The organism is Limosilactobacillus mucosae (assembly GCF_013423865.1).
Taxonomy (GTDB): domain Bacteria; phylum Bacillota; class Bacilli; order Lactobacillales; family Lactobacillaceae; genus Limosilactobacillus; species Limosilactobacillus mucosae.
Map to the genome: position 1 here is coordinate 330,077 of NZ_CP058954.1, position 22,204 is coordinate 352,280.

The following is a 22,204-nucleotide window of genomic DNA, read 5'->3' on the forward strand; positions in this document are numbered from 1 at the left end:
TTGAAAGAACTGGCATTGAAGCGTCAATGCCAGTTCTTTTTACGTTGAGTTTATGATTTTATTTTGACATTTGATCAATCAGATTCTAGTATAAAAATGTTAGCTGGCTAACAAAAGGAGACAAGAGGCAAATGCACTATTTAGAAAAACAATTGCATCAGACTGCCAATCATTTGGGTTGGAAGTTTGATCAATTTGCTGCTGAGTATGATTTAACGGGACAGCAGCTTTCAACGATTGACTTTTTGGCTAATCAGCCGCAGTGGCAAAGTACGCAGCATGCCATCGAAGTAGAATTCAATATTAAGCGTTCAACGACGACTAAAATGCTGCAGCGGATGGAAAAAGCGGGACTGATTGTCAGAAAGACGGCCAATCAGGATCACCGCAGTAAAATCGTTGCCTTGACGCCGCATGCCAAGCAATTGGCTAAGACAGCGCGCCAATATTTAATAATGCGCCAGCAGCGCTTGGAAAAACGGTTCTCGCCTCAGGAGCTGGCAATCTTTGAACAAATTTTGGCATATCTGCAGGAAAAGAGTGATGTTGGTGAAACAAACGGAAAAAATCAATAAACAGGTCTATGCGGCGATCCTGGCAACAGGATTGATGTCGTTTAGCGGCGTGATCGTGGAAACGGCTATGAACATAACCTTTCCTACTTTAATGCGCGAATTTGATATTGCGACGAATACGGTTCAATGGATGACCTCGATCTATCTTTTAATCGTGGCAATCATCGTACCGCTATCGGCAGTCTTGAAGCAGTCTTTTACAACCAAAAGCCTGTTTTTATGCGCCAACCTTTTGTTTATCATTGGGGCCTTGATTGATGCCTTAGTAGGAAATTTTGCTTTTCTGCTGATGGGGCGGGCAATTCAAGGGATTGGGACCGGGATTGCCTTGCCGTTGATGTTTAATATCATATTGGAGCAGGTACCGCAAAGCAGGATTGGCTTTATGATGGGACTGGCCAATATGATTACCGGAATCGCACCAGCAATCGGGCCAACTTTTGGCGGGATTGTCGTCAGCAGTCTGGGCTGGCGCTGGGTCTTTTACTTTTTGCTGCCGTTGCTGCTGGTCTCATTGGGGCTGGGAATCTGGGGCATTCAGCAAAAATCAGCGATTCAGCGTCAAAAAATTGATGGCATCAGTTTTGCTGGCATTGCCATGATGTTTACCGGCTTGGTTTTTGGCTTCAGCAACCTTAGCAGTGGTAAGCTGTTCAGTTGGCAGGTTGGCGGTTCGCTATTGTTTGGCCTGCTTGGCATGATGATCTTGATTGTCCGTTCGCTTAGAATTGAGACGCCAATCTTGAATCTGAACCTGTTTAAGAACCATGCTTTTTCTGGTCATGTGCTGGGCTTTTTCTTAACGCAGATCATTTCGCTGGGCTTTGCCTTTTTATTGCCTAACTATATTCAATTGGTCAATGACAATTCAGCGCTGCTGGCTGGAATGCTGGTCTTGCCAGCTGGATTCGTCGGCGCGTTTTTTGGTCCATTTGGCGGTCGCATGCTGGATAAGTATGGACCGCGCAAGCCGATTCTGGCCGGTTTTGCCAGCTGTGTACTCTCATTGACGCTGTTTACAGTCTTTAGTCGTCATTTGGATAATTCATTCATTATGCTGATCTATATTTTTTATATGGGCGGTATGGGGCTCTGCATGGGCTGCGTCATGACCAGTGCGTTGAACACACTGCCATTTGATGAACGAACACAGGGCAATGCCATTATGAACACGCTGCAGCAGTTTGCTGGTGCAATGGGGACTTCGCTTTCGGCGACGGTGGTGGCTCAAAGTCAGAATCACCTGCGGATTGGAACTGCCAACGCTACGGCAATTGGAACCCAGCATGCGTTTGTTATGCTGTTAATTTTTGGACTGATTGTATGGCTGAGCTACTTTGAATCAGTTCCTAAAGCAAACTAAGCCAGCCATCCAAACCAAAACAGCCTTGTCAGTGGGAAATTCCATGCTGGCAGGGCTGTTTTGCAATTATTGTTTTTGATAGGGCAGTTCATGAATCCGAGTTGGCCCCTTTTTGATCGTCAATTGGTCGTTAAAACGCTCAGTAAGCTGATTCAGTCGTTCCTCAATCTGGGATTCGTCAACATAGACACTGACGATTACGCTGGCGCCGTATTCTTCTTCGGCAATTTCCAGGTTTGCCTGTTTCAAATAATAAAGCAGCGAGTCATGCAGTGAATAGGCGACATCAATCTTTAAAATTGCCTGCTCAACGCGCTCAACCAAACCAGCCTGTTCGATTGCCTGGGAGACTGAATTGCTATAAGCCCGGATCAAGCCGCCAGCTCCCAGCTTAATGCCGCCAAAGTAGCGTGTTACTACTGCTAAGACGTTATGCAGCTGATTGGCCTTGAGCGCCTCCAACATTGGCACACCGGCAGTTCCGCTTGGCTCGCCATTATCGCTTTCTCGCTGAATCTGATCATGGTCGCCGATCAGGTAGGCAAAGCAGTTGTGGGTCGCCTTACGATGCAGCTTATTGATCTTGGTAATTGCTGCTTGGGCCTGTTCTTCTGATTCAACGCGAAACAGGCTGCAGATAAAGCGAGATTTTTTGATGATAATCTCATTGGTAGTATCTTGGGCAATGGTTAAAAATGGCGTGGTCATAAAAATTCCTCTTTGTTAATTTGATTTGAATCCATGCAATTTGGCATATGGTATCTTAAGGGGGCTTTAAAATGATTGAAGACTATTTTGGCCGGCGGGTCCTGGTGCCAATCGTTGACATGCCAAGTAAGTCATCAGCTAAAATTGAGATCTTACCAACGATCAAGATTGTAAAAAACGTGGCTGTCTGTCAGCGATGTGGCGCCAAAAGCAGGTTGACAGATGCCGCATTGCCAAAGCATGAGTATTATTGTCCAGTTTGTTTGAATCTGGGACGAGTTGATACATTGAGTAAATTTTACCATGTTGCCGAGCCAAATCAATTTAGTGCGCCATATCCGCAGCTGATTTGGCAGGGAAAACTGTCGCCGCTGCAGTCTGAAGTTGCTGAAACGGTAACGGCGAGCATGCGGCAGCACGAAAAGCGTTTGATATGGGCGGTAACGGGAGCCGGTAAGACGGAAATGATGTTTAAAGGTCTGGCTGATCGTTTGCAGGCAGGTGAGCGAATTGCTTGGGCCTCGCCGCGAGTTGACGTTTGTCTGGAGATTTATCCCCGTTTGAACAAGGCTTTTCAAAACTGTAAGATTGCACTGTTATACGGCCACGCCAAAGAAGCCTATTGCTATCGGCAGCTGACTGTTTGTACCACCCACCAGCTGCTGCGCTTTTATCATGCATTTGACAACCTGATCATTGATGAGGTCGATGCATTTCCGTTTGCTGCCAATCCACGGCTGTTTTTAGCAGCGCATAATGCCGTCAAGCCAAATGGCGGCATGATCTTTTTAACGGCCACGCCTGGACGAGAATTGCTAAATGCGGTCAGCAGGGGGCGATTGGCGGTCAGCTATCTGCCTTTACGCTATCATGGACATCTGCTGCCAATGCCTAAGGTCAGTCTGGTTATAAACTGGCGCCGTCAGCTGCAGGCGGGGCATCTGCCGATCAGAGTCAAACAGATGCTTTTGCATGAGGTTAAAGCTCATCAGCGTTTTTTGCTCTTTGTACCGCATGTCAAGGATCTGCCGATAGTTAAAACGGCTCTGCAAAACGACTTGGCAACGAGTGAGTTTGTGACCGTTCATGCCAGTGATCCGCTGCGTCAAGAAAAGGTTCAGGCGATGCGTGAGCAAAAATATCTTTTTTTGGTGACTACCTCGATTTTGGAGCGGGGCGTTACGTTTCCAGGAATCGATGTGATGATTCTAGGGGCTGATGATGAAGTGTTTTCCGCATCGGCACTGGTTCAGATGGCTGGCCGAGCTGGCCGCGCCAAAGAACGCCCCACTGGCACCATCTGCTTTTTCGTGGGTGCAATGAGTCGACGCGTCCGTGAAGCATTGCGTCAGATTGCCTATATGAATCAAAAGGGGGCGCGGCTGCTTGCTAAAATGCCTGCTTTGCGGAGCGACGATTGAAAGCCGGCCGACTTTAAAACAGCTGCTGCTGCCGGGAAAGCTGCCTGAGCCGCGTATCTGTCCACAGTGCCGCAGTCATCTCTTGTTGCGATCAAACGCGCATCCCTGTCCTGGTTGTGGACGAATGCTGGCGCCGAAAGAATCGATCTGTTGGGAATGCCGGCAATGGCAGCGTCAATATGGCTGGCTGCTGAATAATCACAGTCTGTATGTCTATAACGGTCTGATGCGGGAATTTATGAAAAAATTTAAGTTTCAAGGCGACTATGGCCTGCGTTTTGTTTTTCAAGAGACGTTCAATCTTTTTCTGCAGGAATTTGCATATGATGTCTTAGTGCCGATTCCAATCTCGCCGCATACCTGGAAAACGCGCGGTTTTAATCAGACGACGGCACTGCTGACGCTGCCTTATACCGAGGCCTTAAAAACGATTGCGGATAATAAGCAAACACAATCAGCCAAAACACGGGAAGAACGTCTAAAAACACCACAGATTTTTGAATTAATGAATCCGCAGAAAATTGCTCATCAGCGGGTTTTACTGGTTGATGACGTGTATACCACTGGTCGCACGCTGTATCATGCGGCCGTACTGTGTCGACAGGCTGGCTGTCAGACCGTTAGCAGCGTGACGCTAGCCAGTTAAGATTCTGTAAACGATTACAAATTGAATTTGTCTATTAGAGCAAATTCATCTATAATAGAAATAGGATATGAGAAGAGTGGTCCTTCTGATATCAATCAGAACAAGCTTTTTGCTTGGACTGGAAGGAGATGAATATCTGTTGGCAAATCTGGCGAACATTGCGTAATAGCAGATAAATGGCGCAAGCAACCAAGCCATTTTGAAATAGCTGCGGCAGAGGCTATCGCCGTAGACAGCTGCTTGAGGCAAGAGCAGTCGTCTTAGGAGCCATTGACAGGCAGAATCACCCGTCAGTGGTAAACGCAGTGAACGTGAGTGAATCGCGTTAAGCGTCAGTATTTGGATAACAGAGAAGTGCAATGCTAAAATTCAATATTCGTGGTGAAAACGTCGAAGTTACCGAATCGATTCGCGACTATGTCATCAAGCGGATCAGCAAACTGGAAAAGTTCTTCGAAGATAACGTTGAGGCAAATGCGCACGTTAATCTAAAGGTCTACCCTAACAAGACCTTCAAAGTTGAAGTAACGATTCCGCTCCCATACTTAACGTTGCGGGCGGAAGAAACCTCCAGTGACATGTACGGCAGCATTGACTTGGTTACCGACAAACTGGAACGTCAAATCCGTAAGTACAAGACCAAGGTTAACCGCAAGTCCCGTGAAAAGGGCTACAAGAACATGGACTTTGTACCTGATGTTGAAGACGAACCAGTCAGTGACGATTTAAAGATCGTGCGGACCAAGCAAATCTCCTTGAAGCCAATGGACCCAGAAGAAGCTGTCTTACAAATGGACATGCTGGGACATGACTTCTTTGTCTTTGAAGACGCTGAAACTAATGGTACCAGCGTTGTATACCGTCGTAAGGATGGTCGCTACGGTCTGATTGAAATCAACTAGTCCGTAAACAGCGGAAAGGAATGGCATTTTTAGCCATTCCTTTTTTGATTGCTTTGAGATCTTCATTAGATAGGGCTTGGTTGAACAGTTTCATGTTCATGTCGCTTGTTCCATGTTAAAATGGGAAATACGAAAATAAAATGATAATGGGTTAGATCGCACTTAATGATTTAACCTTTTAGAATCATTGTAATGGAGGAAATGACGCTTAATGGCGAACGTACTGAAAAAGTGGATTGAAAGCGATCGACGAGAACTGCGCCGGATTGATAAGATTGCCAATCGGGTGGAAAGCTACGCCGATCAAATGAGCAAGCTGACGGATGAACAGCTGCAGGCCAAGACGCCGGAATTCCGGGAACGCTATCAAAAAGGCGAATCACTCGACGACATGCTGCCCGAAGCCTTTGCGGTTGCTCGTGAGGCTGCCAAACGAGTTTTGGGACTGTACCCTTTTCACGTCCAGATTATGGGGGGAATCGTTCTTCACGAAGGCAATATTGCAGAAATGAAGACTGGTGAAGGTAAAACCCTGACCGCTACGATGCCGGTCTACCTCAACGCAATCTCTGGCGAAGGGGTACACGTTATCACCGTTAATGAATATCTTTCCAAGCGTGACGCGACGGAAATGGGACAGCTGTATAACTGGCTGGGCTGCTCAGTTGGCGTCAACAACTCTGAGATGGACCCTGATGAAAAGCGCAAAGCCTACCAATGCGACATCATGTACTCAACCAACAGTGAGATTGGTTTCGACTACCTGCGTGACAACATGGCTGTCTATAAAGAAGATCAAGTGCAGCGTGGCTTGAACTTTGCCATTGTCGATGAGGTTGATTCAATTTTGATCGACGAGGCACGGACGCCATTGATTATTTCCGGGCCAGGTACGGGGACGTCGAAGCTTTATCAGCAGACCGACCGTTTCGTCAAAAAGCTGAAAAAAGACGTTGACTACAAGATTGATTTGGAATCAAAGACGGTTTCGCTGACTGATGAAGGGATCAAGAAAGCTGATAAGTACTTTAATCTGGATAACCTCTACAACCCAGAGAACACGGCTTTGACGCACCACCTGGATCAAGCTTTGCGGGCCAACTACATCATGCTGCGCGACAAGGATTACGTGGTCTCTAAGGATAAAGAAGTCCTGATCGTTGACTCGTTTACTGGACGGATCATGCAGGGTCGGCGCTTTTCAGACGGTCTGCACCAGGCCATTGAAGCCAAAGAGCACGTGCCGATTCAAGAAGAAAACAAGACGATGGCTAATATCACTTACCAAAACCTGTTCCGGATGTACAAAAAGCTTGCCGGGATGACGGGGACGGCCAAGACCGAGCAAGAAGAGTTCCGTGAGATCTACAACATGGAAACCATCTCGATCCCAACCAACCGTCCCGTTGCGCGGATTGATGAGCCAGATCTGCTCTATCCAACGTTGGAAAGCAAGTTTAGGGCGGTCGTCAAGCGAATCAAGGCGCTGCATGAAAAAGGCCAGCCAGTCTTGGTCGGGACGGTTGCGGTGGAAACTTCGGAATATCTGTCAGCAATGCTGGACAAAGAAAATATCCCGCACGTGGTCTTAAACGCTAAAAATCACGCCAAGGAAGCTGACATTATTAAAAATGCCGGTCAGGTTGGAGCGGTTACCATCGCTACCAACATGGCCGGTCGAGGAACCGACATCAAGCTGGGGCCAGGCGTACGTGAACTGGGCGGTTTGGCGGTTATCGGGACTGAGCGTCATGAAAGTCGCCGAATCGACAACCAGCTGCGGGGACGCTCGGGACGTCAGGGTGATCCGGGAATCTCTCAGTTCTATCTGTCACTGGAAGACGACTTGATGCGTCGCTTTGGTGGCGATCGCATCAAGGCCTTCTTGGAACGGATGAAGGTTGAAGACGAAGATGCCGTGATCAAGAGTCGTTTCTTGACGCGGCAGGTTGAATCAGCTCAAAAGCGGGTTGAAGGTAACAACTACGACTCACGAAAGAACGTTCTGCAATATGATGACGTCATGAGAGAGCAGCGTGAGATCATCTATAAGGAGCGTCAGCAGGTCATTACTGAGGAAAAATCCTTGAAGTGGGTCTTGATGCCGATGGTTGAGCGGACGATTCAGCGAGAGGTTGATCAGCATACGCTTGGCGATCAAAAAGACTGGAAACTGCAGGAAATCGTCGACTTTGCCGTTGAAACGCTGGTAAAGCCGGATCAGATCAGCATCAAGGATCTGCAGGGCAAGTCGCAATCAGAGATCGTCAAGTACTTGATGAGTCTGGCCAATGGCGTTTACAAAGACAAGCAGCGTCAGCTTTATGATCCAGCGCAGATGCTTGAATTTGAAAAGGTCGTTATTTTGCGGGTCGTGGACTCTCATTGGACCGATCATATTGACGTGATGGATCAGTTCCGTCAGTCGGTCGGGCTGCGGGGCTATGGTCAGCTTAATCCGCTGGTCGAATACCAGACGGCTGGCTACCACATGTTTGAACAGATGATTGCCGATATTGAATATGAAACGACGCGTCTTTTCATGAAGTCGGAAATCAGACACAACGTTGAACGATAAAACCAAACAGGTACGGCAGCAGGGCGCCAGGCACGGTACCGCTGTCGTATTTTTGCTTATTGAAAGGATGAATCACTTTGGAACTAAGTGAAGCCAAGAAAAATTTAGAAGCAATGCAGGCTGAGGTTGCACGCTTCGGGAGGTCTCTTTGACCTGGATGCCTTAAACGAGCGCATCGCCGAAAACGAGCACCGGATGACGGATCCGAATTTTTGGAACGACAACGAAACCGCTCAAAAAGTTATCAACGAGAACAACGATTTAAAGGCCAAACGCGACACCTACGTCCATTTAAAAGAACAGCTGGAAAATCTGCAGACGACGATTGAGCTGCTGAGCGAAGATACTGATGATGAGCTACAGTCAGAGTTTGAGCTTGATTATGCGGCAACGCAAAAAGAGCTGCAGGAGTATCGGCTGACGCAGCTGCTGGATGGACCATATGATGACAAGAACGCAATCCTGGAAATTCATCCCGGTGCTGGTGGTACCGAGGCCCAAGACTGGGGTGCAATGCTGCTTAGAATGTATGTCCGCTGGGCGGAGCGGCATGGCTTTGTCGTAGAGACGGCCAACTATGAAGCTGGCGAAGAAGCCGGGATTAAAAGCGTCAGTCTGCTGATCAAAGGGCGCAATGCCTATGGAATGCTGCGCAGTGAAAAAGGCGTGCATCGACTGGTAAGAATCTCGCCGTTTGATGCAGCCAAGCGCCGCCACACCTCATTTGCCAGTGTTGACGTTATGCCGGAACTGGACGACAGCGTGCAGATCGATATTGATCCATCCGATCTGCGGGTCGACACTTTCCGTTCATCGGGTGCCGGTGGTCAGCATATCAACAAGACCGAGTCAGCCGTCCGGATTACTCACTTGCCCACTGGGATCGTGGTGGCCTCGCAGGCTGAGCGCTCGCAGCTGCAAAACCGGCAGACGGCCATGAGCATGCTGAAGTCCAAGCTTTATGAATTGGAAGAAGAAAAGCAGGCTAAGCAGCGTGCTGAGATTGAGGGCGTTCAGCTGGATATTGGCTGGGGCTCTCAGATTCGCTCCTATGTCTTTCAGCCTTACACGATGGTCAAAGACAACCGCAGCGGCTATGAGACTCATGACGTGCAGGGGGTAATGGATGGCAATCTGGATCCATTTATCAATGCCTACCTGCAATGGAGATTGAGCAAAAAGAATCCGCATTAAAGCAGATTGTGATGAAAGCGAAAACAAAGTAAGATAGATAAAGAAAGGAAGGAAAAATCTTGACCAGAGAACAGCGTTACAAACAAAAGCGGCGGCTGACTCGTTCGGCAAGCGATCGCTATCTTGCCGGCGTCTTTGGCGGCTTGGGCCAGTATTTTAAGATCAATCCAAAATGGCTGCGAATCGGCTATGCGGTTTTGACGGTTCTGACCTCAATTGTTCCCGGAGTTTTGATCTATCTGCTGATGGCAGTCATCATGCCAGCAGATCCACGACCTTTCAATTTCTTTGATTGGCTGAATCGGGCCAAGACTCCTGAACACAAGCAGGAGCCGCGGCGAGTACTGCATGATGTTGAAGAACATGACGTTAAATCGGGAAGGAAAGATTAATGGGCTTTTTCAAGAGCGTTTTGATTGATGCCGTTTTGTTTATTGCCTTGGCCGGACTCTTTGCTCAGACCGGTATGTTTTACGTTTCCAGCGTTGGCGTGGCATTGTTGGCCAGCTTGGTTTTAGCAGTCTTGAATGCACTGGTAAAGCCATTTTTGCTGCTGATTTCTTTACCAATCAACGTTTTGACGCTGGGCCTTTTTAGTATTGTGATCAATGGCTTTATGCTGATTTTGACCTCAAGCGTTGTTGGCAAGAGCGTCTTTTACTTTTCATCGCTGGGGTCGGCCATGCTGATTGCCTTGATTATGTCAGTATGCAATACGATTATTGCCAACCACTTTGTAGAAAGTTAATTATCGGGAAGTGAATAAAAATGCCAGAAAGCGTAACTGTTGAAGAGTTGGTCAAAAACGTCCGACTTAAAGTGCTGCAAGGGGAAGACTATCTGCAGCGCCCAATCGTCACCAGCGACATCTGCCGGCCTGCATTGGAGTTTGCCGGCTATTTTACCCACTATCCAGCTGAGCGCATTCAGCTGCTGGGAATTACGGAAACCTCATTTGCCAAAGATATGACGCAGGCGCATCGGACTGAATACATGACAAAAATGTGTATGCCGCAGACGCCATGTTTCGTAATCTCAACGGACCTGCCGATTCCAATTGAACTGTCAAAAGCTGCCGAAGCGGCCCATATTCCGATTTTAGGTACGCATTTGACGTCATCACGGATTCTAAGCAATATGACCTCCTATCTGGTGGGCTGTTTAGCCAAGCGTCAGTCGCTGCATGGGGTCTTGGTTGATATCAATGGGATCGGGGTCTTGATTACCGGTGATTCTGGGGTCGGCAAATCAGAAACGGCCTTGGAACTGGTTCGGCGTGGTCATCGTCTGGTTGCCGATGATCGGGTTGAAGTCTATGCCAGAGACGAACAGACGCTGGTTGGCTCAGCACCGGCCATTCTTGATCACTTAATGGAAATTCGCGGGATCGGGATCATTGACGTGATGAATCTGTATGGTGCCGGAGCCATTATGGAAAGCGACATCATCAATTTTATCGTTCACCTGGAGACCTGGACGCCGGATGCTCAGTTTGATCGATTGGGCGATCGCGGTGATACGCAGACGATTCAAGGCGTCATCATTCCTAAAGTCTCAATTCCGGTTAAGACAGGGCGGAATCTGGCCATCATTATCGAATCGGCAGCAATGAACTACCGGGCTGAAACGATGGGATACGACGCTACCAAGACCTTTGATGACAATTTAAATCGCTTGATTCAGCAAAATTCGGCCCACGATACGCAGGTAAAGGAACAAAAGCAGGAAAATGAGCATGATTAATACGCTCTTAAGCTTAGATCCAATTGCCTTTCAGTTGGGGGCAATTAAGGTTCACTGGTATGGTATCATTATTGCAACCGGTGTCGTTCTTGCGCTGTGGCTTTCAATTCGGGAAGGCAATTGCAAGGGAATCGATGAAGAATATTTTTACGACTATCTTTTATGGGCGCTGCCAATTGCTGTGATCTGTGCCCGCATCTACTATGTTGCATTTCAATGGCCGTATTATTCTAAGTTTCCAGGCGAGATTATTGCCATCTGGGATGGAGGGATTGCCATCTATGGTGCAATCCTAGGTGGCTTTTTGACGCTGTATTTCTTTTGTCGTGCCAAGAAAATATCCGCTTGGACGATGCTGGATATCATTGCACCAACCGTTATCATGGCCCAGGCAATGGGACGCTGGGGAAACTTTTTCAATCAAGAGGCATTTGGGAAGGTTACGACTCTGGCGGCATTAAAAGCTCAGCATCTGCCAGCCTTTATCATTAATCAGATGTATATTGGCGGGCATTATCGCGTGCCAACGTTTTTATATGAATCGCTATGGGATCTGGCAGGCTTTTTGCTATTGGTAAGTCTGCGTCATCGTCCGCATCTGTTCAAGCAGGGCGAAATCTTTTTGACCTACGTTATGTGGTATGCATTTGGCAGATTCTTTATTGAAGGAATGCGTACGGACAGCTTGATGCTGGGACCTTTGCGAATCTCGCAGGTCTTATCGGCAGTCCTTTTTATCGGCGCATTAACGGTTTGGATAGCGCGGCGCCATTCAAAACAATTACCATGGTATGCCGCATCGTTGAAAGGAGAAAAATAAATGAGTAACAAAATTGCTGTTTTAGGTGCTGGATCTTGGGGCAGTGTGCTGGCCAATCTTTTAGTCGGCAATAATGAAGAGGTCATGCTTTGGTCACGCGACTCAGAACAGGTAGTCACGATGAACCGTTGGCACATTAACCCTCAATACATGAAAGACTTTAAGTACTCACCTGATCTAAAGGCAACCGACGATATGGAAGAAGCCGTTCGGGATGCTGAGTACATCCTGATGGTAATTCCAACCAAGGGACTGCGTGAGGTTGCCGGCAATCTTAATAAGATTCTGGTTAAGCTGGATCAAAAGCCACTTTTGATTCATGCCACTAAAGGTCTGGAACAAGAAACCTACAAGCGGCCTTCTCAAATGCTGGCTGAAGAGATTGATGAGGATCATCGGCAAGACATTGTCGTCCTTTCAGGTCCAAGCCATGCAGAAGACGTTGCCATTCAGGATATGACAGCAGTTACGGCTGCCTGTGCCAATCTGGCGGCTGCCGAGCGTGTCCAAAAACTGTTCTCCAACAACTTTTTCCGGGTCTACACCAACGATGACGTAATTGGTGCCGAATTTGGCGGAGCTTTAAAGAATATTATCGCAATCGGTGCCGGTGCGCTGCAAGGGCTGGGCTACAAGGACAACGCACGGGCTGCCTTAATTACGCGTGGCCTGGCTGAGATTCGGCGGCTGGGCGTGGCATTTGGCGCTAATCCGTTCACGTTTATCGGCCTTTCTGGGGTCGGCGACTTAGTGGTTACGGCAACCAGCAAGAACTCACGCAACTGGCGCGCTGGCTATCAACTGGGGCAGGGCCGCCAGCTGGAAGATGTCATCAGCAACATGGGAATGGTGATTGAGGGAATCTACACGGCCAAGGCTGCCTATGAGCTGGCTCAAAAACGCAATGTCAAGATGCCGATTACTGAGGCACTTTACCGGGTGCTTTATGAAGGCGAAGACATTGAAACGGCCATTACCAATCTGATGAGTCGGAAGGCTACTTCAGAAATGGAATAAATAATTTGCCATAAGTATGGTAAAATGTAAGCGTGTAACTATTCTGCTATGAAGCTGAAAGGATTTTTTGATAATGAAACAAGTTCGTAAAGCAATTATTCCTGCAGCTGGTCTGGGAACGCGGTTTTTACCAGCTACCAAGGCCTTAGCCAAGGAAATGCTGCCAATCGTTGATAAGCCAACGATTCAATTTATTGTTGAAGAAGCCCGCAAGTCAGGCATTCAAGATATTGTTGTCGTTGATGGCAAGAACAAGCGCTCGATTGAAGATCATTTTGACTCCAACCCAGAGCTGGAAGACAATCTGCGCGACAAGCACAAGGATGAGATGCTGAAGCTGGTTCAAGAAACCACTGATATTAACATTTACTTTATTCGTCAATCTCACCCACGTGGCTTGGGGGATGCTGTTTTGACAGCACGCGACTTTATCGGTGACGAACCATTCGTCGTAATGCTTGGCGATGATTTGAACAACATCAACAACAACGGTACGCCATTGACTAAAGAGCTGATCGACAGCTATCACGAAACTGGTGCTTCAACTCTGGCCGTAATGCGCGTGCCTCATGAAGATACCTCTAAGTATGGTGTGATCAACCCTAGCAAGGAAGTCAAGCCGGGGCTTTTCAACGTCACGAGCTTTGTGGAAAAGCCAGATCCAAAAGACGCGCCAAGTGATCTGGCAATCATTGGCCGTTACGTCTTTACGCCAGAAATTTTTGACGTTTTGGCTAAGACCAAGCCAGGCAAGGGTAACGAGATTCAATTGACGGATGCCATCAACACGCTGAACAAGACGCAGCGGGTATTCGCCCATGAATACAAGGGTGATCGCTATGATGTCGGCAACAAGTTTGGCTGGATCGAGACCAACATCGAATATGGTCTGAACCACCCAGAAGTTAAAGACGAGCTGCGTGAATACATTAAAGAGCTTGGGGCCAAGATGTCTGCTGAAGACAAGGCCAAGAAGTAATTAAAAAATGGGATGCTGATAAAAAGCATCCCATTTTTTATTAACTAACAAAAAGTAAGCAAAACAATAGACAAATAATCTTAAACCAAGTAAGATATCATTAATCATTATTTATACGGAGGAACAACATGGCAGAAGAAAAACAAACCAATTATGACGTAATCGTGGTTGGCGCCGGTCCTGCTGGGATGACCGCGGCTCTGTATGCCTCAAGAGCCAACTTATCCGTTTTGATGCTGGATCGCGGGATTTATGGCGGTAATCTGAATAACACGGCAGCAATTGAAAACTACCCCGGCTTTAAGACGGTTCAGGGACCTGAACTGGCACAGGATATGTATCAAGGGGCGACGCAGTTTGGTGCCCAATATGCTTATGGTACGGTTGAAAAAGTTGAGCTTGCAGGCGATTTGAAGCAGCTGACGACCGACATGGGCGACGTCTTTACTGCTAAAGTATTGGTAATTGCAACGGGAACTCAGCAGCGGCATATGGGAGTTCCTGGTGAAGAAGAATATGGCGGCCGCGGCGTATCCTACTGCGCGGTATGCGACGGCGCCTTTTTTAAGAACAAGCACGTAGTCGTCGTTGGCGGGGGCGACTCAGCAGTTGAAGAGGGGATGTATCTGACTCAGCTGGCAAAAAAGGTAACGGTAGTAGTTCGGCGTGACCAGCTGCGAGCTCAGCCGCTGATTCAAGAACAGGCTAAGCAAAACGACAAGATGGAATTTATCTTCAATACTCAGGTTACCGAAGTACTTGGCGATGATAATAAGGTTGTGGGCGTTAAGACGCATGACTCCAAGACTGGCAAGGATGCGGAAATACAAGCCGATGGGGTCTTTATCTATGTTGGCAGCGTGCCGATGACTGCTCCATTTAAGGATTTGGGTATCTTAAACGAGCAGGGCTATGTTAAGACCAATGATCTGATGGCAACCAGTCTGCCAGGTGTTTTTGCCATTGGTGACGTTCGTGAAACGCCGCTGCGGCAAATTGCGACTGCAGTTGGCGATGGCGCGATTGCCGGTCAGCAGATCTATCAATACTTGATGAATCATTAAAAAAAAGGATGGGGTTTAACCCATCCTTTTTATGTTACTTGCCTTCCTTGGCAGCTTCTTGACTTTCAGCGTACTTTTGCTTGATGTAGTTGGCTGAAGTCTGCAGTTTTTCCAGCTCTTCGTCAGTCAGATCCAGTTGAACCTGTTCTAAAATACCATCGCGGCCAACTACGGCAGGGTAGGAAAGATAAGTGCCGTATTCCTCACGATAGTTGGATACTGGCAGTTCAGTGTGGGCATCGGAAAGAATCGTGTTGACCAGACGAACGGCAGCCGTTGCAACCCCGTAGTTGGTGTACTTCTTGCCACGGAAAACGGTAAAGCCGCCAACTCGGGCCTCATGATCCAGACTATCCAGGTCCAAGCCGCGATCCTTAGCCAGTTCACTGATTGGCTGATCCAATACGCGAACCGTTGACCAGGCAGTAAATTGAGAGTTCCCGTGTTCACCCAGGTTGTAGCCGGTCACGGAACGAGGATCCAGATGCAGACGCTGAGCAACGGCCCGCTTCATTCGTGCCGAGTCAAGCAGCGTTCCCGTACCGATGACATGATTCTTTGGCAGGCCGGTAACTTCTTGATAAATTGAAGTAATCACGTCAACTGGATTGGTAATTACGACCATCTTGCCATGGAAGCCAGATTCTTTAATCTTTTGAGCGACTTCACGGACTTGAACGCGCGTAAATGGCAGTTCGGCAAAGCGGTCATCGTCTTTGTTGTCCTGCAGCTTGATATTACCAAGTGCTGAAACCACAACATCGGCATCTTTCAATTGCGAATAGTCGTTAACGAAGATGTTGGTGTGGTTCTTCAGGTTTGGCATTGCGTCGTAGAAGTCCAATGCGTCGGCTTTGACTTTAGCTTCGTTTTTGTCAATCAGTACCAGGTCGTCAACAAAGCCACAGGCAACAATATAATGAGCAACTGCGGCACCAACGTTTCCCATTCCGATAACAGCAACTTTTCGACTCATACGGACATCTCCCTTTAAATTAGAATCAAAACTTATTTTTTAATGTTTTTCTAATATTAACGCTGTTTTTTATAAATGTCTATGAAAATTTTGCTGAAAATAGCAAAGATTTCTTGATTTGACCATGCTAAGATTAGAAAAACAGATGAAATGATTGATACGAAAGGATGGTTTGCCTTGGGATACTATCTAATCAGCGACTTAGATCATACCCTGCTTGATGAACAGGGAAGGCTGAGCTCAAGAACGATTCTTACGGTTGTTAAAAGCCAGCTGCCGCTAATGATGGCTTCAGCGCGGATGCCGATTCAAATGCTTGACCTGATCAACCAGCTGCAGCTGACTGGACCACAGACGGCTTTGAATGGCGCGGTTATTTTTCAGCCGGCTGTTCATGAATTTAGGGTTTTAGAGCAGCATGCAATTCCGGATCAGACGGCACAAAAGCTGCAGAACTTGGTTAAAACCGAATTTCCTGAGCTGAATTTTACCTGGATGGATGCCGAAAGCTGGCATGTTTCAAAGCTTGACCAACAGATTGAAACTGAGATTTTTTATACGGGCATTCAGCCAGTTTTTGATGCCAATCAGCGGCCGCTAAAAAACGTGCTGCAGATTTTGTTGATTATTGAAGATTCAAAACGGCTCAAAGAGGTCAAAAAACGGCTTATTGCGAACTATTCAAATGAAATTGCAATTCATGAGGCGGGCGATGGTTATTTAACGATCAACGCCGCAGCTGTCAATAAAGGGTGCGCTGCTCGCTATCTGATTGAGCATGAATTGGCGGACTATGATCAGTTGGTCGCATTTGGTGATGATGAAAACGACCTGCCCATGCTCAAAAGCGTTGCCCATCCAGTTGCCATGGCAAATGCCAGTCAAAGTGTCAAAGAAAGCGCTGAAATAATTGCTTTAAGCAATGAAGAGGATGGTATAGCCCAAATTATTGAACGAATTGCACCAAACAAGTTCTAAGTGCGGTATACTTAAGTTACTGTGATACAGGTGATTATAATTTAAGGAGATGTCATTGTGAGTTGGAAAGATACCTACCAGACTTGGCTTGATCGCAAAGACCTGGAACCAAGCTTGAAGCGTCAATTGGCAGCAATGAAGGACGAAAAAGAAATCGAGGATGCCTTTTATGGTCCGCTTTCGTTCGGTACAGCCGGCATGCGGGGATTGATGGGCCCTGGTATCAATCGGATGAACGTCTACACGGTTCGTCAAGCTACGGAAGGCCTGGCTCAATTCATGGATACGCTGGGCGATGAAATCAAGCAGCGCGGGGTCGCCATCAGCTACGATTCCCGTCATAATTCACGCTTGTTTGCCCATGATGCTGCTCGTGTCTTGGGAGCCCACAATATCAAGGTCTACATCTATGACAATCTGCGGCCGACCCCTGAGCTGTCATTTGCCGTTCGCTACCAGCATACTTATGCCGGCATTATGATTACGGCCAGCCACAACCCTAAGGAATACAATGGTTACAAGATCTATGGCGAAGATGGCGGTCAGATGCCACCTAAGGAATCTGATTTAATGACCAGCTACATCCGCAAGATTGATGATATTTTCGACATCAAGTTGGCAGATGAACAAGCAATGCTCAACAGTGGTCTGGAAACCATCATGGGCGAAGATGTTGACGCTGCCTATCTGGAAAATGCCAAAACGGTCACGATCAACCATGAGCTGGCTAAAAAGTATGGCAAGGAAATGAAGTTTGTCTTTACGCCATTGTGCGGTACGGGACGGATGCTTGGCGAACGGGCCCTGCGTCAAGCCGGCTTTACCAACTATGAGGTTGAGCCGTTTGAAGGTCAGCCAAACGGAGACTTTCCTGGTTTGGAACATCCTAACCCAGAATTCCCTGAAGCATTCGTTCGTTCAGAAAAACTGGGCAAGCAGGTCAATGCCGACATTTTGATTGCCACTGATCCGGATGCCGACCGGTTGGGATGCGCAATTCGGCAGCCAGATGGCGAATACCTGCTCTTGACTGGTAATCAGATTGCTTCGATCATGCTGCACTATATCTTGGAAGCACACAAACAAGCGGGTACGCTGCCAGCCAATGCCGCTGCGGTTAAGTCAATCGTTTCGACTGAATTTGCCACTAAGATTGCTGCTGACTATGGCGTTGAGATGATTAACGTTCTAACTGGCTTTAAGTGGATTGCCGATCAGATTCACCAATATGAAACCAAGCACAACCACACGTTTATGTTCGGTTTTGAAGAAAGTTTCGGCTACCTGATCAAGCCATTCGTTCGCGACAAGGATGCCATCCAAACTCTGACGCTGCTGGCAGAAGTGGCTGCCTACTACCGGAGCCGCAACATGACGCTGTACGACGGTCTGCAGGAATTGTTCCAAAAGTACGGCTACTTCCAAGAAAAGACGATTGCCAATACCTATGCCGGTGTTGAAGGTCCAGCCAAGATCAAGAATCTGATGAAGAAGTTCCGTGAAGAAGCGCCAACGCATTTTGCTGGTCAACAGGTTGTAGTAACGGAAGACTTTTCCAACAATACCAAGACGCTGGCTGACGGTACGGTTGAAGAGCTGGGAATTCCTGAATCGAACGTATTGCGCTACGTTTTGGCTGATGGTACCTGGATTGCCATTCGTCCTTCTGGTACGGAACCAAAACTCAAGTACTACATTGGTACGAGTGCTGATACGCTGGCGGGCGCCAAGCAGAAACTGGCTGACTTTGAAAAGGCACTGCAAGAATTTGCTGAAGCCTAGCTAAGCTGAAAACGACTTGCGGGAAACCACAAGCCGTTTTTTCTATTAATATGAAAGCAGGTGATCAGATGGGAATGCACGAGTATTTAAAAAGTTTAAGCGATCTTGAGATGATCAATCGTGCGCCGGGATACTTTAAGTTTGAGCAGCATAACGTAGCAGCGCATTCATTTAAGGTTACGCAGGCAGCACAGATGCTGGGCGATATTGAAGAACAATCCGGCAATGAGGTTGATTGGCGCTCGCTTTATGAAAAGGCCTTGAACCATGATTATACGGAACGTTTTATCGGCGACATCAAGACGCCAGTGAAGTATGCCACGCCTGAGCTGCGCGAAATGCTGGCCAAGGTTGACGACTCTTTGACGGACAACTTTATCGAAACCGAGATTCCGCCAGAGTTTCGCCAGGCTTATCGTCGTCGGTTCAGTGAAGGCAAGGATGACAGCTTGGAAGGGCGGATTCTGTCGGTAGCCGACAAGATTGATCTGATGTATGAATCGTTTGGCGAGATTCAAAAGGGCAATCCTGAGCCGGTCTACATGGATATCTATCGCTCTAGTCTGGAGTCGATCATGGAGTTCCATGAGATGGCCAGCGTAAAGTACTTCTTAAAAAAGATTCTGCCAGAGCTTTTAAAAGACAATGCCGGGACACAAAGCCAAACCCAATTGGCTGTGATTACTACGCAGATAATTCAGCGCTGATCAAAAAAGATTCTGCTGAGCAGGCAGAATCTTTTTTAGTGGATTAATCTGAATGGTACCAGCAATTGGACGTGTCGCTGACTGGTCGTTAAAGAGCTGAATGAATCTACGGATAACAACGCATTAAAAAGACTTTTTTGAGCTGGGATCAGCAGATAAGGCCAGGCTGCCTGCAAACTTGTTATAACTGGCGATGATGAAACGATCTCGCTAAACCAGCGATGAGCCAGGGCAAATGCGATATCGTTTAGGGCAGCGGCGAAGTTCTGGACGTCATTGATATGAGCCAGATCAGCGTCTTGGTTCAGAATTTCATGATTATGCGCCAGATCGCGAGCCAGGGCAATCAATGGAACGATTCCCGTCTGCAGCAGAAAATAGTCCTGCTCGTCATGTGATTGACCATAATAAAGCTGCAGCGTCTGCCAGGGCTGCTGAGTGCCAATAACGTCAAGCAGCGCGGCCACGACTGCTTTTGTCTGAACTGCGGTTTGATCAGACCGATCACGCGTCGAATTGGCATAGCTGGTCAGCAATTGATTGGCAAATCTGGTTGAGCCAGCGAATCTTTTAGGATCAGTCATGAATTCTTCGGTAAATGAAGGGATCGAATGATGAATCCTTTGAGCCGCAATGCGACTGCGCTGTTCGTCAAAAGCAGTGAAGGTATCAAGTCCCAGGGGTGAGTAAAAAAATTCGGTCTCGCCTGGTTTGAGCTGTGAAGATGAAAAAGTTTTTAAAATGTAGTCATGAACTGGATCGCTGGAGAATTCCTGCAACAGCTGTTCAAACAATTCATCTGGAATCATACGCGCCATCCTTTCTAATCTGGATCTTCGCCGGCTAGATCAGCATCCAGCGACATTGCCATGATAACTCGGCCGTGCAGATTCCAATAGTCGGCACGGGTCGGAAAGTCGTCTTGAAGCGTCCACCGTTCAAAATGGCGATCTGGCTGTAAAAACAAGGTATCACTGGCAGCTGCCTCGCCTTGATCGGGCTGTTCGGTCATTTCCAGCGCCAAGGCATGGAACAGAGTAAAGACCCATTGATCAAACTGATGGTAGTTGGTTGAAAAAAGATCGTTGGCAGAAAAGTTGAAAGCCGTCTCCATTGAATGTGCTAAGTGGTACAGTGGTGCAAAACCAGCAGTAAACATCTGGTAGTCATGATGCATTGGATCGGTGCCAAAAAAGCACAGCAGGGCATGATCCAATGAAGTCGTGCCTACATGATCCAGCAGCTGGGCACTGACTCGCCAGATATGAATCGGCTGACCAGTCAGCTCCTCCATCCAGCGCGTGGCCTGAACCGTTGAGTAGCGATAGTCGTTTTCATTGAAATCCTGGCTAAAGCTTTGGGAAAATGCCAGCTGCTGAAGATTTTCGGGAATGCCGGCTTTTTGCTGTGCCAATCGGGAACGCTCATTCAATTCCAGCCGCGCACGATCATAGGCAGTAATCGTTGCTTTAGTGGGGCGAAAAATAAATTCGGTCCGCCCCGGTTCTAAAAGCGGTGAGCGAAAAAATCCCGTCAGATAATTGGTATGCTGATTGAAGCGATAGGTAAGATATTCACGTTCTAGTCCTTTACACATAGCTGGCGTAACAAACATGCCAAACATCCTTTCCGATAGACTGATAAGATAACTAATTCTTTCACGTTTTTCGCGGTTTGACAAATAAATGCAATTTGCGCGTCAATCACCTATAATTTAAGAAAACGCTACCTCAAGGAGGAATTGGAATGGATAAGCCAACGCGTCGTCGGATTGATGGCCAGATCTTATTATCAGGGCTGGCTAATTTTGCCATGTTTGTCGGCGGTTTTTGTCTGGCCGGCAAGCATATGGGCTGGATGGCGGTTATGCTGCTGATCTATTTAGCAGCTACCGGACTGCAGTTTTATCTAATGGGTAAATTAGCCGTTGAACAGCGTCACGATGATTGAAAGTGCGCTATACTGGATGAAAGAATAATTTAAAAAGGAGCCCTTTGCCAATGATTTTGACTTTTGCCGTCAATGGCACGCTATTGGATGAAACGCCATTTTTTGAAAAATTAAAAGCACTTGCTGAAGAACCAAAACTGGATGCAGAACAGGTGGCTTTTGCCTATCGTTTTTATCAGGCCCGTCTGCAGTATGGCCAGGCCTATCAAGATGCCAAGACGATTTTAAAACAGACTTTGATGCTGATGGATGTTCAGTTTAATGATCGGGGTTGGTTTGCTCGTCACTATGAAGAACTGCTGGCTGCCCAAAAAGAACTATCGCCATTTGATGATGCGTTAAAAGCGCTGCCGCTGCTCAAGCGCCACAATAAGCTATATGCAGTTGCCAACACTGACAATGATATTGCGCAGGCTCAGCTGCAGGCGCTTGATGAATGGCTGGATGGTATTTTAACGGCTGAACAGGCACAGTCCTACCAGCCGCAAGCTGCCTTGTTTGAGCGAGTTGCTGAAAAACTTGATTTTGACCATCAAGCGCATGCTCACATTGGCAGCGACTATTGGCAAGACATTAAGCCAGCTGCGGATCGTTCTTGGCATAATGTCTGGATCAATCGTCAGGCGATGGCCAACTCGCGGATGTACAAGCATAACAAGGCTTTGCCAACTCTGGAGAAATTACCAGACTATATCGCACGCGTGGCGCCAGATATGGAAGAACGTGCTGGACGCCAGTCAAACTAAGCAAGATAAGCTGCCAGAACAAAGGCAGCTTTTTATTTTGAAATGATCTGAAAAT

At 47.4% G+C, this 22,204-nt stretch carries 23 protein-coding genes; 19 read left to right on the forward strand and 4 right to left on the reverse strand.

The features are described 5' to 3' along the window. Positions 1-131: 131 nt before the first annotated feature. A complete protein-coding gene (locus H0G69_RS01490; protein WP_048345417.1) occupies positions 132-575 on the forward strand; it encodes a MarR family winged helix-turn-helix transcriptional regulator in 444 nt (147 codons plus the stop codon). Continuing rightward, the gene (locus H0G69_RS01495) at positions 544-1,938 is read left to right on the forward strand and encodes an MFS transporter (RefSeq protein WP_180305018.1); all 1,395 of its coding nucleotides are present in this window, start codon (positions 544-546) and stop codon (positions 1,936-1,938) included. Before H0G69_RS01490 ends, H0G69_RS01495 begins: the two co-directional genes overlap by 32 nt. Before the next feature lie 66 nt (positions 1,939-2,004). Here the strand turns inward: H0G69_RS01495 and H0G69_RS01500 are convergent, their stop codons facing one another. Continuing rightward, complete coding sequence (locus H0G69_RS01500) at positions 2,005-2,646, reverse strand: YigZ family protein (RefSeq protein ID WP_180305019.1); 642 nt, start codon at positions 2,644-2,646, stop codon at positions 2,005-2,007. A gap of 71 nt (positions 2,647-2,717) precedes the next feature. Here H0G69_RS01500 and H0G69_RS01505 point away from each other — a divergent pair, with 71 nt between their 5' ends. The 12 genes from H0G69_RS01505 (at position 2,718) to trxB (ending at position 15,010) form a co-directional block, all read left to right on the forward strand. Then, complete coding sequence (locus tag H0G69_RS01505; RefSeq protein ID WP_180305020.1) at positions 2,718-4,067, forward strand: ATP-dependent helicase ComFA; 1,350 nt, start codon at positions 2,718-2,720, stop codon at positions 4,065-4,067. Beyond that, positions 4,033-4,713 (forward strand): ComF family protein, encoded by a 681-nt coding sequence (locus H0G69_RS10900; RefSeq protein ID WP_240164359.1) that lies wholly within the window; start codon positions 4,033-4,035, stop codon positions 4,711-4,713. The genes H0G69_RS01505 and H0G69_RS10900 overlap by 35 nt, the downstream gene beginning before the upstream one ends. 359 nt (positions 4,714-5,072) lie before the next feature. Next, positions 5,073-5,615: a ribosome hibernation-promoting factor, HPF/YfiA family gene (gene hpf, locus H0G69_RS01515; protein ID WP_006500424.1), complete on the forward strand. Its 543-nt coding sequence runs from the start codon at positions 5,073-5,075 to the stop codon at positions 5,613-5,615. 211 nt (positions 5,616-5,826) lie between these two features. Beyond that, positions 5,827-8,193 carry a preprotein translocase subunit SecA gene (secA, locus tag H0G69_RS01520; RefSeq protein WP_109588321.1) on the forward strand — a complete coding sequence of 789 codons (2,367 nt, stop codon included), beginning with the start codon at positions 5,827-5,829 and terminating at the stop codon, positions 8,191-8,193. A gap of 77 nt (positions 8,194-8,270) precedes the next feature. After that, positions 8,271-9,387, forward strand: a protein-coding gene (gene prfB / locus H0G69_RS01525) for a peptide chain release factor 2 (RefSeq protein WP_143112583.1) whose coding sequence is annotated in 2 segments (ribosomal slippage) — positions 8,271-8,330 and positions 8,332-9,387 — 1,116 coding nt in all. Because the reading frame shifts where the segments join, the coding sequence is not laid out codon by codon here. Between the two features lie 59 nt (positions 9,388-9,446). Continuing rightward, a complete protein-coding gene (locus tag H0G69_RS01530) occupies positions 9,447-9,779 on the forward strand; it encodes a PspC domain-containing protein (protein WP_180305021.1) in 333 nt (110 codons plus the stop codon). Next, entirely contained in the window at positions 9,779-10,135 is a 357-nt protein-coding gene (locus H0G69_RS01535) for a phage holin family protein (protein WP_006500419.1), read from the forward strand. The genes H0G69_RS01530 and H0G69_RS01535 overlap by 1 nt, the downstream gene beginning before the upstream one ends. 20 nt (positions 10,136-10,155) lie before the next feature. Next, positions 10,156-11,130, forward strand: coding sequence for an HPr(Ser) kinase/phosphatase (gene hprK, locus H0G69_RS01540; RefSeq protein ID WP_033934325.1), 975 nt, complete (start codon positions 10,156-10,158; stop codon positions 11,128-11,130). After that, on the forward strand, positions 11,123-11,950 hold the full coding sequence (gene lgt / locus H0G69_RS01545) for a prolipoprotein diacylglyceryl transferase (RefSeq protein ID WP_180305022.1): 828 nt from the start codon (positions 11,123-11,125) through the stop codon (positions 11,948-11,950). The genes hprK and lgt overlap by 8 nt, the downstream gene beginning before the upstream one ends. After that, on the forward strand, positions 11,951-12,967 hold the full coding sequence (locus H0G69_RS01550; RefSeq protein ID WP_180305023.1) for an NAD(P)H-dependent glycerol-3-phosphate dehydrogenase: 1,017 nt from the start codon (positions 11,951-11,953) through the stop codon (positions 12,965-12,967). A gap of 73 nt (positions 12,968-13,040) precedes the next feature. Beyond that, positions 13,041-13,946 (forward strand): UTP--glucose-1-phosphate uridylyltransferase GalU, encoded by a 906-nt coding sequence (gene galU / locus H0G69_RS01555; protein WP_006500415.1) that lies wholly within the window; start codon positions 13,041-13,043, stop codon positions 13,944-13,946. A gap of 128 nt (positions 13,947-14,074) precedes the next feature. Then, positions 14,075-15,010 (forward strand): thioredoxin-disulfide reductase, encoded by a 936-nt coding sequence (gene trxB / locus H0G69_RS01560; RefSeq protein ID WP_006500414.1) that lies wholly within the window; start codon positions 14,075-14,077, stop codon positions 15,008-15,010. Positions 15,011-15,044: 34 nt separating this feature from the next. Here trxB and H0G69_RS01565 read toward each other — a convergent pair whose 3' ends face one another. Continuing rightward, positions 15,045-15,986, reverse strand: a complete 942-nt coding sequence (locus H0G69_RS01565; protein WP_180305024.1) for an L-lactate dehydrogenase — start codon at positions 15,984-15,986, stop codon at positions 15,045-15,047. Between the two features lie 150 nt (positions 15,987-16,136). Between H0G69_RS01565 and H0G69_RS01570 the strand changes: the two genes are divergently transcribed. From H0G69_RS01570 to H0G69_RS01580, 3 genes are all read left to right on the forward strand, one after another. Beyond that, positions 16,137-16,964, forward strand: coding sequence for an HAD family hydrolase (locus H0G69_RS01570; RefSeq protein ID WP_180305025.1), 828 nt, complete (start codon positions 16,137-16,139; stop codon positions 16,962-16,964). A gap of 57 nt (positions 16,965-17,021) precedes the next feature. Further along, positions 17,022-18,746 carry a phospho-sugar mutase gene (locus H0G69_RS01575; protein ID WP_180305026.1) on the forward strand — a complete coding sequence of 575 codons (1,725 nt, stop codon included), beginning with the start codon at positions 17,022-17,024 and terminating at the stop codon, positions 18,744-18,746. 68 nt (positions 18,747-18,814) lie between these two features. Beyond that, positions 18,815-19,453 (forward strand): HD domain-containing protein, encoded by a 639-nt coding sequence (locus H0G69_RS01580; RefSeq protein ID WP_033934330.1) that lies wholly within the window; start codon positions 18,815-18,817, stop codon positions 19,451-19,453. A 35-nt stretch (positions 19,454-19,488) separates the two neighbouring features. Here the strand turns inward: H0G69_RS01580 and H0G69_RS01585 are convergent, their stop codons facing one another. Continuing rightward, on the reverse strand, positions 19,489-20,262 hold the full coding sequence (locus H0G69_RS01585) for a hypothetical protein (RefSeq protein ID WP_180305027.1): 774 nt from the start codon (positions 20,260-20,262) through the stop codon (positions 19,489-19,491). Between the two features lie 14 nt (positions 20,263-20,276). Beyond that, the gene (locus H0G69_RS01590; protein ID WP_039945961.1) at positions 20,277-21,068 is read right to left on the reverse strand and encodes a hypothetical protein; all 792 of its coding nucleotides are present in this window, start codon (positions 21,066-21,068) and stop codon (positions 20,277-20,279) included. A 131-nt stretch (positions 21,069-21,199) separates the two neighbouring features. On the opposite strand from H0G69_RS01590, the gene H0G69_RS01595 reads away from it, so the two are divergent. Next, positions 21,200-21,403: a hypothetical protein gene (locus H0G69_RS01595; protein WP_006500407.1), complete on the forward strand. Its 204-nt coding sequence runs from the start codon at positions 21,200-21,202 to the stop codon at positions 21,401-21,403. Between the two features lie 50 nt (positions 21,404-21,453). Then, positions 21,454-22,149, forward strand: coding sequence for an HAD family hydrolase (locus H0G69_RS01600; RefSeq protein WP_006500406.1), 696 nt, complete (start codon positions 21,454-21,456; stop codon positions 22,147-22,149). Positions 22,150-22,204 lie beyond the last annotated feature (55 nt).